The following is a 14,307-nucleotide window of genomic DNA, read 5'->3' on the forward strand; positions in this document are numbered from 1 at the left end:
CTGCATTTATTTTATCGATATGTTCAACAAGGTATAGGAAATCCTCCCCTTGTAGGAGAGCAGCAATGATGACTTGCCTGCTTGCTTGTACTTAGCAACTGCCTGCTGGATATCAGCTTCATCCAATCCCGGTAGCGGGTCTGTGCTGTTGGCATGCAGATTGCCCTGCTGATCAAGTATGTAGAACCGGGAATCACGGTCAATGCTGTTGTTATAAGCCTTTTTGAAGAAATTCCCGATGGGCATATCGACTTTGACGATTCCAAGATGCTGGAAGAGATTTTGATTATTAACATGTTTAAATTCGAGCATTAAGGAGACTACGGAGCTTGGGTTTACAGTAGGATTATCGTCCAGATTTAGTGCATCTTCAGATTGAATCTCCCATAAAGGGTATCCATTTCGGTTAATGACCCTGGAATAAAAAGGCATATCCGTGATCCGTTCTTCATGGTATATGATCGGCCAAAGCTCACTGATCCAGGGATTCTTCACATAAAAGCGGATGCTCTCTATCTCCGGATTAATGTACAATATATTTAGCAGAGAGTTGAAGGAAAACTTCTGGAACTGCATGAGTTCTGATACCTTAGGCTCCGATTCTATTCTTACATATTCCATCAGTTGCCTGTCAGAAGCCAGTAATATGGCTGACTGCTCCATAACTCCAATCTTGCTCATAATCTCTTGTTTCTCATTATCGGTCTGGTAACGATTCTCCTTGATGATGTCTTGGATCGTATTCTGATAGAACCCGGTAAACAAATAGTTGGAAATCACAATAACCGGAACCAGAATAATCACGATATAAGCCCCAATCAGCTTGATTTGGATGGATAGATCCGCAAACCACCTCTTAAGCTGCTCTGCTGTGCTCCTAACCCTGGCCATCTCCCGCCCCTTTTCTTCAACAGCTTCCGTTCTCTCAATTATATTTCATCATGTTTGAATTCATAAGGCAGCAAATTTCAGTCAGGGTTGCAGAATTTTAGTTATATTCGTTTAATGCTGGCACCAATCACGGCTCTTTCCTTCCCCACCTGTAAAAAACGCAACGTTTCCTGCAGATTTAACGCCTAGCTGTTCATTAGGAGCAATTCCGCTAACATGTGCGGTGCTGTCATCCACTTATAACCTTTAACTGAGTAGCTTGATTGCCCCGAACAAAGCAAGATCTGCGTTATCTGATTGTCGCGCCAGCCGTAATCGTTTTATCATAGTTGTATTTCATTTCTTCGCCCAGATATTCTTCAGCCTCTGAAATTTTGTTAAAATATACTAATTAATCATTGCTATATATTGGAATATTTGATTCAATATATATGTAAAATGAATTATTTTCCATTAATATATTTTAAGAAATTAGGAGGAGTTTTCATGAGGTTAAAATCATTTGTTTCTGGCGTTTTAATGGTAACGATTTTATCTTTTGGTCCAAACGCATCTGCTGCTTCAGAACAATCAGTTTATGAAGGGGTTGCCTACAGTAAAGTTGATTTAAGTGAGGTTGGAAGCTTATCTAAGATTGCACTCATCCAAGAGAAAGAAAAGTTATCTGTAAGCTTCGAGCTAAACGGTAAAGAATACGATATTGATGCTGTAAGCTTCGGGAAGGATGAAAATGGAAGGAAATATGCTACAACTGAAACTGCAGATGGTGTTTCTTTTAACCTTCTCGAATCTAATGGTTCTGTTACAGGTGTAATTTCAAATACAAAAATATCACCAATTAATCAAACAGTTGAAGAAAGTTTTGGTTTTGTTATTTCTAAAAGTGTGAGCCAAGCGGAACTGGAACAAACAATACAACAAGCACAAATCGAAAACAGCGAAACTCTAGAATCATCCGTACAGAGTATTCATACATTGCCAGCAAAGAAGTCTTTTAGCGACTCTCGTCTTCTAGCGAGTGATCTTCATGTTTTAGCAAGCGGGACTAGCATTCCTTTCTTACTATCTAGCGGAATGTCGGAAGGATGGGTTTTCTCTACACATACAACGCAACAATACTTTAGAGTGAGTAACCTACGTTATAATATCGCTTACAACTGGCCTTCTGATGGCGTTTCGTTATGGTATGACTATATGAACAGTACTCAAGCATATCATTCACCAGCATGGCCTGCAGCCGGTCAAACGAGCGTTAGTGGACAATGGGATATTGATGCGACCAAAGGTAAATTTGTAGCTCAAACTTCCGTGACAGCCCTTGTAAAAAATGTACCATTGGGCTATACGGTATATGATACAGTTGATGTTGGTAACTAATCACTCTTAGAAAATTCCAAATTAACCCCCTTTGTATTAGGTCAACTAGAAATTACTAGTGGGCCTTTTTTTATATCTGTTTTGAATAATTTCACTGAATGAGGTTCCAATCCACTGCGACGAGCGCCCTATTGGGAGATGACATGAGCGTTTAGGGGAGAACTTATCCTCGGACATAGTGTTTTATGGCAGAAGAAAAGAGTGAAGGAAATCCCGATAAAATAACCGTAATTCCTTGTTTCAAGAAATCACACCATCACGTGTACGGCTATAATTATAAGAGGGGGAATCTTCACTCTTTAATTGAATCCAATTACCTCCATTTTAGTGGAGGTTTAATAGCGTGTTTTTTAAGTATTCCTAATGGATACGATCGGCTTTCGTTAGAGAACTTTCGATAGCAACACAATACCAATTACAAGAAAGATAAACCCTCCCAATCGATAAAAAATCAAAGAGCCAGCACTTGGTTCAACCTCTCCTTCAAACCTCCACCAGTTTGACATATACCATGAACTTCGCGGGCTAATAAGAGCTACAATCCCCAACACTGTGAATACAACTATGAAAATCCACATTATACACCTCCATAATTATATATATATTCCCATATTTCCCTGGTTATTTATATTGTAACGTAAAAGAATTAATTTTGTATGTTTCTGTTTCATGTAACTGATCCTTTTCCATAATTCCCGCCGTTTGTTCCTTCAAGTGAACTGGTAAACCTCCTCCTTAAGGGATTAACCCCCTGGTGAAGGTCTGTACACTCTCCTTAATGAATGCATCAAGTGAGATTGTGCCAATATCCAGATTGTTGGCGAAAACCCCGTAATTCATCGAGATGAAGGAATAGGCCTGAATCTCCGGATTGACATCGGTCAGCTTCCCCTTGCCGGCCATCACCGTGAAATAATTCGTCAAAATACTTATAAATTGTCTGGGATGCTTCAAAGTTCTTTCACTGAACCCCGGTAAATTATCCGCTTCCTTCACGCTGATCATAATCATCTTCCGGTTGCGGTTCATGATTTCATGGTAGGTCCGGCTGATCAGCAGCAAGTCTGTCTGCAAATCCCAGATCAGTTTCTCATCAAACAGCCTGGTCATTTCTTCAGCATAATGAAAACGGTCAAAGGCAGCTTCGAGCAGGTTCTGTTTACTTCCAAAGTGGCGGAACAATGTTTTCTCACTGAATCCGGCTGCGGCAGCTATTTCCTGGGTAGTTACCCCTTTATACCCCTTGCTTGCAATTAAATCGATTGCTGCGAGCAGCAATTTGTCACTGTTGCTTATACTGCTGTCTTCGCTCACTTAATCCACCTCCGCTTTGTATTTTAGCACTGCGCCCGAATTGAAGGAAGAAGAGCAAGACCATTACAGCAACCAATAACGCGAGCGCCAGGAAAATATTGCTGTATACGAAGGCAGTGCTATTGTGCGGGAACGGGTTCAGATGAATAGCAGTTGTGCCCATATCAAGGATCTTCCCGAAGACAGCGGCAGAGACCGCCCCGGCAATGAAATTAAACATGGACAAGAGGCCCATCCCAATTCCGATCTGCTCCTTCGGCAGTGTCCGTGAAACGGTGTTCGTCAAAGCAATCTGCATCAAAGATTGACCGAGCACACTGAAGATAAGAAAGACCGAAATAAAGACCGGTGACATCCCCACAACAGAAGACAAGCATAAGAAACCAAAGATAAGAATGCTGGCAGCTGTATATAGCAGAAAAGGATTGCCTTTCTCATCCGCCAGCTTGCCCCCTTTGCGCCCCATAAATGCAGTGACAAGCGCCGACGGCAGCATAATGATCCCCGTAACGGCTGGCGAGAGCTGGTTCACCTGGGATAGCAGCTGAGGGGTAGTAAACGGAGTCCCGAAGCCTATAGCAGCCATCACAAAGTATATCGCTAAACCGAAGGTAAACGGTCTGTTGCGGAACACAGCAGGTTTGACGAACGGATCAGCAGCATAGCGGATACGCACCATGAACAAGATCAGCATAACAACCCCTGTCACAGCATACCCCTTCCCTCCGTTGGTCAACGCAAGCAATAAGGCAGCAATCGTTCCTGCCAACAGAACTCCGCCGATGAAGTCGATTGTGCTGTCTTTCCCTTTCTCATCATCCAGATATTTGCGGTACAACGGCAGTGTAAACAGCGACAGTAGAGGAATCACAAACAGCACCTGCCAGTTCCAGGCAGTGGACACGAAGCCGGCAATAATCGGGCCTAGTGCAGCGCCAAGAGAAGTCCCGATTACGTTGGTGCCTAACATCCGGCCGCGCTTTTCCGGTGCAAAATAACGGATGGGAATGATCATGGCCAGCGCAGGAATGACCGATGCCCCAACAGCCTGCAGAATACGGGCGGCGATCATCATCCAATACTCGGTAGCAAGTAGCCCCACTATGGAGCCGGCAGAAAGGAACAACAGCCCGAATGTCAGCAGATTCTTCAAGCTGTATTTGTCCGTCAGTTTGCCGAAGGTCACTGTGCCAATGGCATATACAATCAGATAACCGGTCACGATCCAGCTCACCTGCGATGGCGAAAGCTGAAACTGTCTGCTGATCACCGGAAGAACCACATTGAACATCGTTCCATTCATGACGGAGATGATCAGTGTGAAAACAAGAATACGCATTAATGGCATACCATGATTGGTCCGCATACTATCCTTTGATTGAACGTTATCGTCCATTACATTCATTCGCCTCGTTTCTGCTTTTAATAATGACTGTCAGTACTTACTGACATTTAAATGGATAATAGCTTACTTTTTTATAAATTGTCAACGGATAGCGGCTAATTCAAGAATATCAACTTAAAAAGGCATACGATGGAATCATCGCATGCCTTCGCACTGTAACTGTTACTCTGCCGGTACAGCAGACACCTTTTCACTTGTGACAGGCCTTCTGGATTGTAGTTTTAATAGAAGAGAAACCAGGAATCCCAGGAAAATAATTGACCCCAAAATCCCGAAGGAAAGCGGGTAGTTCTCCGTCTTTAATAATTTCAGGGCTAACAAGGGTCCCGTGCTGGCGCCTAAGAACAGAATAAAGGCGTTGAATGAAATTGCCGATCCGCGCGCACTCCCGCCCAGCTGGCTGACGATGGAAATAACCACGGGAGTTACCAGGGCAATCCCCGCCACAAAAACAACACTCATCAGGATAATAACCGGCAGGCCCGGGTTTAAGGCTAAAGCAAGCAGCCCTGCTGAAGCTAAAGCTAATCCGCCCCGCAGAACGGCAGCCATCCCCAGCCGCCCGGCAATTCTTCCCGAGAAGGGTGACAACAGCATTCCGGCGATGCCCGCTGCACGAATCGAAAGGATTGCCTGTGCGGAGAGTCCAAACTTGGCTGAGCTTAAATAACTTCCTAATACGGTGTACATCCCGACCAAGGATAACAACAGCACAAAGGTTATGGCGAAAGCCAGCAGCAGCTGTGTTTGTTTGAGCAGCCCGGCCATCTGCTTGAACTTTAGCAGCACATTTTCTTTCGGGCGGTGCAATTCATCCTTCGGGAGAAAGCGAATGACAATGACTGCCGTAATCCCGTACACCCCTCCGAGAATGAAGAAAATTTCGTGCCAGCCCCAATATTCGTTAACCAGCCCGCTGAACACCTGGCCTACAATGCCTGCCATCAGCAGCCCGGAGCTTATAAATCCGAGAGCTGTGAGTCTTTTATGGGGAGGAAACATTTCCCCGGCATACACGAGTGAAATCGGCGCGAATGCAGCGGCAATAAGCCCCTGAACCCCTCTGAGGACAATAAGCCCGTAGAAGCTATCCACAAATCCGATCGCAACGGTGACTAAAGTTAACCCGATAATACTTGCCGCCAGGAATATTTTACGTCCGTATCTGTCTGAGAACGGTCCGTAGAGCAGACAACCCAGCGCATAACAGAGTGAGAACGAGCTTCCGATCCAGGCGGCCTCACCCGGGCTGATCTGAAAGGCCTGCGTAAATACATCGGCCAAAGGAATTGTGATATACATGCTGGTTAAGATGACCAATCCGCACCAGAATAATATGACCGTCATTAAAGAGTAGCTTGAATTGCCGCTCTGCTTGCTTATCGTCTGATTCATGAAGTAAAGCTCCCCCGGTTTTAATAGTTTGTTTAATTTGCCGTAGCAGCAGCGATTCCATTCATCACATGGATCAGCAGATCGTTGATGTAATCCTCATCCGGGATTTTTTTATAGATCAGAATCTGAAAGTAAATGGGACCATAGAGCAGATCCAGGACGACATCCAGGTTAAGCGCCGACTTCACTTCACCTTTATCGATGGCTGCCTGAAGCGCTTGTTTGGCTGTATTTCGCTTAGTGATCAAGAATAGGTTGTAAAAATCTTTCGCAATCCCATCATTCTCCGTAACGATGGTTAAGGTGGACTTCCCGATCGGGCTGTTCAGAATACGCGCCAAAGCTTCTAGCTGCTGCCTGAAGTTATCCTGAACCGGTTTATCGGCGTCAAAATCAAACTCGGATTCCGCGGTCATAAGAAACGCATCCAGTACAAGACGCGCTTTATTGTTCCACCATCTGTAAATGGTTGATTTGCCTACTCCGGCCTGTGACGCCACTGCCTCAATAGTTAAAGAGGAATAATTGTTTGCAGCGAGCATCTCAATCGTCGCCTCCAGAATCCCCTGTTTGCTGCGGGCTTCCTTGTGCTTCACATTTATGTGTATGTCCGTGTTCAATGGTTCACCCCCTGAATCGCTGTTATTGCCTATGAATAAACGATACGATACGTTTCGTTATATTATCTAATAAAAATTCATATTTGTAAATTTAAAATAATATTCATGAGGAGTAGATTAGCCGGCGGAGTGCAAACGAACGCGTCCTCCCGCAGAGCTATCCGGACTCAGAGGACCTTATTTCGCGGAAAAACCTGTTTCACTGCCTGTTGCGGACTCAGTGGAGCCGTTATATTGCTCTCTCGGGCTTAAAATGAGGGAAGCCGGGTCTGATAAGTGCATCTGAGTCCGCATAGCCTGCAAAAAGGCCTGGTTTGGTGAAATAACGGCCCTTCAGTCCGCAAAGGTGCTGCCGCTGATGGACCGCAGGGAGTGTGAGGGGTACCCATACACAAAGAGATGCCCCGGCCAGCCATGCAACGGCTCGGAGGACATCTCTGATTACTCTGATTACTCTGATTACTCTGATTACTCTGGTTACTCTGGTTACTCTATTAAGCTACACCGTTAAATTCTGTTCTACAACAGCAGGAATAGTATATCCACTTATCTGCCAGCTTCCTCCTCAACCCAGACGGACATTTCACCAGCTCCGCGGTTGGCCCAGGCAAAGTAAGGGATGAATTTCAGCTGCACCTCCCGGCCGGTCCAGGAGGCTCCGCTGCTGTACAATCCCTCCGCTACCCACTCCCCTTCCGGCTGTGCCCTGATCCCCGGGACGCTCAGCGTCTGAATGCCCGCCGGGAATCCCGGTTCTTCGGCAAGAGTATAGGCTTGCCCGGCAGGCAGACGCAGCTGGTACAGCCGCTTTCCGTTATCTGCCTCCTCCAGACAATAGACGAACGGACCGCGCTGCAGGGCGACTTTGAAGAAAATCTGGCGGATATGCGGATGTCCCTTCATCCGGTGCACCGGCATCGCGAAGCACACCTCAATGGCGTCGCCGGACGCCCAGCTGCGGGTGAGATGAATATACCCGTCAGCACTTCCGCCGCTGTATGTACGGGCCTGGCCTTGTATGGATACTATCGCCTCATTGCTCCACTCCGGCATGCGCAGGGCTATGGTGAATTCCCGCTCCTGCTCCGGATCGACCACAAAGCGGACCTTGCCATCCGTAACGTAACTGGAATGCTGTTCGAGCCTTAACGGCAGCCCGTTCACCACCGTTTCCAGCTGTCCGCCGATATAGAGCTCCACGTATAAGGTATCCCCTTGCGCAGAATACATGTAATCTCCCAGCGAAGCCAGCAGACGCGCGACATTGGGCGGGCAGCAGGCGCAGGTGAACCAGCCCTGGCGCTCTGCTTGTATATGCTTATAATTCTTGTTCTTGCCCAGAACCTCCGGGTACACCTCCAGCGGATTCACATAGAAGAACTTGGTCCCATCCAGCGACATGCCGCTGATTACGGTATTGTAGAGGGCTCTCTCCAGCACATCCGCATATTTGCGGTGATGATCCAGGGCCAGCATACGCCGGGCAAAAAAGATCAGCCCTACAGATGCACAGGTCTCGGCATAAGCCAGATCAGGCGGTAAATCATAATCGGCCGTAAAGGATTCCCCTTGTTCCATGGACCCGATGCCGCCCGTAATATACATCCTTCTATTCACGATGTTATCCCACAGCTTCCGGCAGGCGGCAAGCAGTCCCGCGTCCTTCGTCTCCAGGGCGATATCAGCCATCGCTGTACACATATACACCAGGCGGACCGCGTGTCCCTCTGCAGTGGCTTGCTCCCTGACCGGAACATGGGATTGGTTGTAGAGGGGATCATGCACTATGTCGAGTTCCGGGAAATGCAAGGTACGGCCGCGCCGCTCCCATTCCTCTTCGAAATAAGATGGCTGCTGCCCCCGCTGCTCCAGGAAATAACGCCCCAGCTCCAAATACTCCCGCTTCCCTGTCGCATGGAATAATTTCACAAGTGCCAGCTCGATCTCCTGATGCCCGTCATACCCGTGCAGCTTGCCGGGTCCGGTTCCGAATACGGAAGCTATGTAATCGGCATAGCGGCTGACCGCATCCAGCAGCTTTCTTTTCCCCGTAGCCCGGTAGTAAGCTGTTGCTGCTTCAATCAGATGTCCGGCGCAATATAATTCATGGCATTCCGCCAGATTGCTCCATTCCTGCCCCGGTTCCTTTAGCAGAAAGTAGGTGTTCAGATAGCCATCAGCCCGCTGGGCGGCAATCAGTAGTTCAATTACCTCATCGGCAATGTCCTCAAGTGCGGAATCCCGCCGGGTCTCCAGAAGATAAGCAACCGCTTCGAGCCATTTGCCGACATCGCTGTCCTGAAAGACCATTCCGTTGAACCCGCCCTCCTCCCGTCCGGCAGCAATCTTGAAATTGCGGATCGCATGGCTGGGAACAGCCCCCTCAATACGGTCATTCAGTGCTTCCCACTGATAAGGAACCATAACTTCGCGGACCAGACGGATATATTCGGACCAGAACACATCTTGGATCTGAACCTTGCCGGATGCGGCTGTAGTAATAACATTCATTATATGGAACGCTCCTCTCAGGATTCATCAATTATTGCCGAGCCCTTTCCTTTCATCTTTCCAACTTCAAAGAAAGCGCTTTATTAATAATAATACATGTTGTATCATGAGAAAAAACGAGGATTTCCAACCTTATTTTTCATCATTTCAACCTACTGGAGGCTTATCAAATGCTCTCACCGATACTCCATTTCATTTCCCCGCCGATTCCTTACTTCATAGATTGCGGACACGCCTCTTATACGGCTGGTGATTATCACATCGACCGCAACTGCATCGGGGTATTCGATTTGATTGTTGTGCTGAAGGGAACCCTGCCGGTCGTTGAGGACGGGAAGGAGTGGCAGCTGAAGGAAGGCGAGATCCTCATTCTCCGTCCGGACGGACATCATTACGGCAGCGCTCCCTGCACCGGGGATACGAAGATTATCTGGATTCATTTCCAGACCTTTGGCAGCTGGAAGGAATGTGAGAGCATGGATGAATGTCTCGACAACCAGAGTGCCTTAATTGAGAGCCATAAGCAGAAGGCCTACCTCAATCATGCCGATGTCTGTTCCATTTACATCCCCAAGCATATGAAGATTACAGCCAAGGCAATGGAGGTGCTGAACCTGTTCTTCGAGCAGGAGCATGAGCCGCAGTCCCTGCGGAACTGGAAGCGCCAGGCTTCCTTTCAGTCCTTCCTCCAGCATCTGGACCGTGACCTCGCCTCCCCCTCTGATGCTACCGCCATCCAGCTTGCCGAACGCATTGAGCTCTATATCCGCCGCAATTATACCCAGGACATCAACAATCCGCTGCTGCAGAAGGAATTGAATTACCACTCCAACTATCTGGCCAAAAGCATGCTGAAAGCTTACGGCATGACGCCTATGGCTTATCTCCAGAACTACCGGGTCGAGCAATCGAAGCGTCTGCTGCTGCAGACCTCCTGGTCTGTGACCCGGATTGCCGAAGAGGTCGGCTTCCATCATGTCTCCCATTTCTCCTCCTGCTTCTCCAAGAAGGAAGGCCTGTCCCCGTCGGACTTCCGCAGCAGGTTTATCCGGAAACGCTGAGCGTGCACAGACGGCCCCATTCCAGGACAGCCGTTCAGTCCGCCTCATAAACACCAAAGAGGGAGTCCCCTATCTCAAGGGTTCTCCCTCTTTGCGATATGCATTTCTCCTGGAAGACTTCCGTAGATCAGCTTACAGGCACTTCAGGTGTTACCGGTGCTTCAGGTGTCACAGGAACCTCCGGTGCACCTGGATCAGGAGCACTGCTATCCGGCAGCGGAGTGACTTCGCCGTCCGGCTGCTGTCCATCCGCTTCGTCAAGCGGCGGCAGGGCAAGCCCGGAATCCGGCTGCAGCGCATCCAGTTCCTCCATGGAAGCGGAAGCCGACAGCGCAGGCATCGTCCCTCCGAAGAGTGCGGTAATCTCCGAAGCACTGAGGGCACGGTTAAAGATGATGAAATCATCGACAGCGCCGTTCAGATTCGGATCACCGTATTGTGATCTGCCGATAAAGTTCTGCGTGGTATTGCCCAGGCTGGAAGGCTTCAGTGTCATGCCCGTGTTGACGGCAACCTGTACGCCGTCCAGGTAGAGACGGCCTGTCGTGCCGGACAGGCTCACAACGACATGCTTCCATGCTCCGGTGGCCAGCGGTGCAGTTGCTGTAAGCTGCTGCTCGGTGCTGTTGCCGCCGGTGGTGATGGCAAAGCGCATCCCGCCGCCGCCAATCTGGGGTGCCAGGAACATATTAGCGGTTGTTCCCGTGCCGAAATCAAAGATTCGCGCCCAGTCACTATTAGACGTAATCTTAACCCAGGCGGAGATCGTAAAGTCGTTCAGCTGGCTGACCACGCCTGCCGGCAGTGAGGCATAAGCGCTGGTTCCGCTGAGATTCAGCGCGTTGCCTGCGCCTGTGCGGCCGGTAACCCAGGTGGAAGTTCCGGTCAGCACCGCATGGTTCAAGCCGTAAGAGGAATCCGTAACCGTTGTTCCGGAGGACTGGTTCATGTTGTAGTTGACAACGATGGAGGAGACCGGGGCGGCAGTTCCCTGCTGGATCTTCACTTCATAGGAAGACCCCGTGCCGATATTCAGGCTGGCGGTTGCAGTCTGCCCGTTCACTGCCGTGAAGCTGCCGGATGCCACATTGTTCACCGTTACGTTATAAGTTCCGGGGGCAAATCCGTTAAAGGCCACCTTCGTAACATGTGCGGTCCCCGGTGTTGCATTGCTGAGCGTGAAGCTGGCACTGGTCTTCGCCTTAGCGACGGTTGCCAAAGTGTATTTGTCCCGCTCCAGGCTCATGCCCCATTTCTCCGTGATCAGATTCAGGCGCTGGTATACGCCGTCCTTGGGTGTAACGATGTAGTTCCCGCCGCTCTCCGTAACCTCGCAGCCGTAGCCGTACAGCCCGAAGATCGGGTCTACTGCCACATCGGAGCTAAGCAGCTTGATCGCGCCGAACAGGCCGAGATCTGCTTCGCCGGACATGCCGCGCCAGCCATTGAACAGCGGTCCGCCGTCAAGGCCCAGTGCGCCGTTGTTGCCCTTCATCGCCTGATACGTCCACGATACGGCCCCGATATCTGCCGGATCGGAGCTGATCTGCCCCGAGTTGATCGCGGTCAGATTCGCGAGCTTGGCGGCATAGGTTAAGCGCTGCTCTACTTCCGGAGCAGTGGAATTATTGCGCACCCAGTCATCCATTGCCGTTCCGGCAAGCGCTGCGGTGTATTGGAATTGCCACCATGGCTCTCCGTTGATCGTTACCGGATCGGAGTAGAAGTACCATACCGGCATTTTTCCGCGGACGGCACGGGTTTTGGTGTTGATTTTACTCTTAATTGTATTGTTGTTATTCATCTTCGCCAGCATGTACACGGCTTCTTCGCCGGTATTGTCATAGTTGTATTCGGAGCCGTAAGGATAGGTTGTGCTGGCAAAGTTGTTGTATTTGGTATTCATTTTGGCAATGATATCGTTGGCCTGGGTAGTATAGCCCTCTGCCTGCAGAGCCTTGATGATCTCCGGAGTAGTCACCTCGCCCATGAGGCCCGTATTCCAGTTGTAGGCTACAGGACCATCATAGAGCGCTTTCATAATGTTATATGCCCGCAGCAGATAAGTATTGCTGGGCTGCGTATAGGTGATCAGGCCGGGGTACAGCCTGGAAATCTTGTACATGCTGAAATACGTATTGTAGATATGCGGGTAAGCGTACCCCCGGTAGGTCGGTGTAGTGTTCGGCGCGGCCATGAGGAAGTCAGGCACCAGGTAATCGGTATGATGGCCGGCCATCAGGTTCGTCCAGATCGTGGTCTCCAGATACTGGTCGAGTGCGGTTATTTCTGAGGTTACAGGCTTCTGGACGTTCTTCTCGGCAAGGAATTGGGCATGTGTATATCCCCAGTCATCCCCCCAGCCCCAGTACCCGGCAAAATTATTGCGTTTGCTATTGGTCTGCATCATCCAGTCATCGAAGGCCTTGTCCCGGATATCCCCAGGCACGTTCCACTGCTGATTGTTCACCATGAAGGTGGCATGGCGCTGGAGCGCCGTATCTACCGGTTCAATGGCGTAGAACTGCAGGGTCGTCTTTTCTCCGCTGCCATAATTGACTGTGATGTTGTTGGGGCCCAGATGATTCATCTGCAGGGAGTACAGCTTGTGATCCCCCGCCGTTGTTCCAAGGGAAGTCACCGTCGTTTCGGACGGATACTGCGCAGTTACGGAAGTGATAGTCTTGGACGTGCGGAGGTCGAATTTGGCCGTCTGGTTAGTTGGCACGACTAAGCTCGGTACTACCGTGGTATCAATCAGCCCTTCCGAGTACAGCCGGTCCTTGGTAGCCTGCTCACTGGCTGATTTGAAGAATTTGAAGGCATAGGTTTTGCTTGCTCCCGGGGCAAGTGTCAGGCTGCTGTTCGGCAGGTAGCCGCGCCCCGTACTCTTAATCACATTAGAGTGGATGTAGTAGACCGAGAGGCCTTCCACCCAGCCGCCCTGATCGCCCGCCCATTTGCTGCCCGCATGATCCTGGATGCGCCAGTTATCCATATACTCGAAGCCTGCGCCGGTGGTGGCATCCGGCACCAGCAGGAGGGAAGGGCCAATGCCGCTTGGGCGCTGTGCAGTCACATAGGAGCTGTTATTGCCGATGAAGGATTGGGTAACTACCCTGGATTCATAAATCTGCTCATTGCCTCCGCCGGTCCAGAATTCGTTGAAGGGCAGCGGCAGGCCGAAATCACCGATCTCCAGAGTCTGTGTGCTGGTGTTGGTCACTTGAATCTGCCACAGCAAGTAATCGCTTACGAGAGAATAGCTTTCATTCACCCGGAAATTACGGATGCCCTCGGCATTCGCGGAATTCTGGTAGATGATGTTGACCGTATTGCCGGTCTGGCTCTGCGTGCGGCCGTCGGCTGATTTATTGGTTAAGGCTTTGGTCCAGGCGCCATTGTTCAGCCGGTAAGTGAACATCAGCTCTCCGAGCCACTGGTGGTCTGCCGTATTCTGGTTGGGGGCATTGGTGGCATTCATGACATAGTTTGTGGGGAAGTTATCTCCGGTCAGCTTCAGGCTGGTAATGTCGCCGTTGGTACCGGTACTGACCTGAAAATTGCTGTTCGACAGATCATAAGCAAAGACGGGCTGGGCAAACCACAGTAAACTTAAGGCTGCAGTGGTGAATACGGCGCTTAGCAGCGTCTTTTTCACGAATGGGGATTTCATTCTTCCCGGCATTGCGGTTCCTCCTTGAAAAGCGGAATGTACAGTATGTCTCTTCCT

Annotated in this window: 10 protein-coding genes; 2 read left to right on the forward strand and 8 right to left on the reverse strand. The window is 49.5% G+C overall.

Translation table 11 applies throughout. From position 1 onward, the window contains the following. Positions 1-6 precede the first annotated feature (6 nt). Complete coding sequence (locus tag P40081_RS37745; protein WP_042138885.1) at positions 7-891, reverse strand: cache domain-containing protein; 885 nt, start codon at positions 889-891, stop codon at positions 7-9. A 486-nt stretch (positions 892-1,377) separates the two neighbouring features. On the opposite strand from P40081_RS37745, the gene P40081_RS24645 reads away from it, so the two are divergent. Then, on the forward strand, positions 1,378-2,268 hold the full coding sequence (locus P40081_RS24645) for a hypothetical protein (RefSeq protein ID WP_042138886.1): 891 nt from the start codon (positions 1,378-1,380) through the stop codon (positions 2,266-2,268). A gap of 383 nt (positions 2,269-2,651) precedes the next feature. Here the strand turns inward: P40081_RS24645 and P40081_RS40120 are convergent, their stop codons facing one another. The 6 genes from P40081_RS40120 to P40081_RS24675 form a co-directional block, all read right to left on the reverse strand. Then, the gene (locus P40081_RS40120) at positions 2,652-2,846 is read right to left on the reverse strand and encodes a DUF6199 family natural product biosynthesis protein (protein ID WP_039306418.1); all 195 of its coding nucleotides are present in this window, start codon (positions 2,844-2,846) and stop codon (positions 2,652-2,654) included. Between the two features lie 157 nt (positions 2,847-3,003). After that, on the reverse strand, positions 3,004-3,582 hold the full coding sequence (locus P40081_RS24655) for a TetR/AcrR family transcriptional regulator (RefSeq protein WP_042138887.1): 579 nt from the start codon (positions 3,580-3,582) through the stop codon (positions 3,004-3,006). Then, a complete protein-coding gene (locus tag P40081_RS24660) occupies positions 3,551-4,978 on the reverse strand; it encodes an MFS transporter (protein WP_231575184.1) in 1,428 nt (475 codons plus the stop codon). Before P40081_RS24660 ends, P40081_RS24655 begins: the two co-directional genes overlap by 32 nt. A 171-nt stretch (positions 4,979-5,149) precedes the next feature. Next, entirely contained in the window at positions 5,150-6,382 is a 1,233-nt protein-coding gene (locus P40081_RS24665) for an MFS transporter (RefSeq protein WP_042138888.1), read from the reverse strand. 32 nt (positions 6,383-6,414) lie between these two features. After that, positions 6,415-7,002 (reverse strand): TetR/AcrR family transcriptional regulator, encoded by a 588-nt coding sequence (locus P40081_RS24670; protein WP_052421978.1) that lies wholly within the window; start codon positions 7,000-7,002, stop codon positions 6,415-6,417. A gap of 546 nt (positions 7,003-7,548) precedes the next feature. After that, the gene (locus P40081_RS24675) at positions 7,549-9,513 is read right to left on the reverse strand and encodes a glycoside hydrolase family 127 protein (RefSeq protein ID WP_042138889.1); all 1,965 of its coding nucleotides are present in this window, start codon (positions 9,511-9,513) and stop codon (positions 7,549-7,551) included. A 170-nt stretch (positions 9,514-9,683) separates the two neighbouring features. Here P40081_RS24675 and P40081_RS24680 point away from each other — a divergent pair, with 170 nt between their 5' ends. Further along, positions 9,684-10,574, forward strand: coding sequence for an AraC family transcriptional regulator (locus tag P40081_RS24680; protein WP_042138890.1), 891 nt, complete (start codon positions 9,684-9,686; stop codon positions 10,572-10,574). A 127-nt stretch (positions 10,575-10,701) separates the two neighbouring features. Here P40081_RS24680 and P40081_RS24685 read toward each other — a convergent pair whose 3' ends face one another. Next, a complete protein-coding gene (locus P40081_RS24685) occupies positions 10,702-14,262 on the reverse strand; it encodes a DUF5695 domain-containing protein (protein WP_081970080.1) in 3,561 nt (1,186 codons plus the stop codon). Positions 14,263-14,307: the final 45 nt, after the last annotated feature.

The sequence above is a fragment of the Paenibacillus sp. FSL P4-0081 genome, from assembly GCF_000758565.1.
In the GTDB taxonomy this organism is placed as follows: domain Bacteria; phylum Bacillota; class Bacilli; order Paenibacillales; family Paenibacillaceae; genus Paenibacillus_AQ; species Paenibacillus_AQ phytohabitans.

Bases quoted from the DNA above. Each gene is read 5' to 3' on its own strand.
- P40081_RS37745 (WP_042138885.1), bottom strand. From the start codon at position 891: ATGGCCAGGGTTAGGAGCACAGCAGAGCAGCTTAAGAGGTGGTTTGCG.
- P40081_RS24645 (WP_042138886.1), top strand. From the start codon at position 1,378: ATGAGGTTAAAATCATTTGTTTCTGGCGTTTTAATGGTAACGATTTTA.
- P40081_RS40120 (WP_039306418.1), bottom strand. From the start codon at position 2,846: ATGTGGATTTTCATAGTTGTATTCACAGTGTTGGGGATTGTAGCTCTT.
- P40081_RS24660 (WP_231575184.1), bottom strand. From the start codon at position 4,978: ATGGACGATAACGTTCAATCAAAGGATAGTATGCGGACCAATCATGGT.
- P40081_RS24665 (WP_042138888.1), bottom strand. From the start codon at position 6,382: ATGAATCAGACGATAAGCAAGCAGAGCGGCAATTCAAGCTACTCTTTA.
- P40081_RS24675 (WP_042138889.1), bottom strand. From the start codon at position 9,513: ATGAATGTTATTACTACAGCCGCATCCGGCAAGGTTCAGATCCAAGAT.
- P40081_RS24680 (WP_042138890.1), top strand. From the start codon at position 9,684: ATGCTCTCACCGATACTCCATTTCATTTCCCCGCCGATTCCTTACTTC.
- P40081_RS24685 (WP_081970080.1), bottom strand. From the start codon at position 14,262: ATGCCGGGAAGAATGAAATCCCCATTCGTGAAAAAGACGCTGCTAAGC.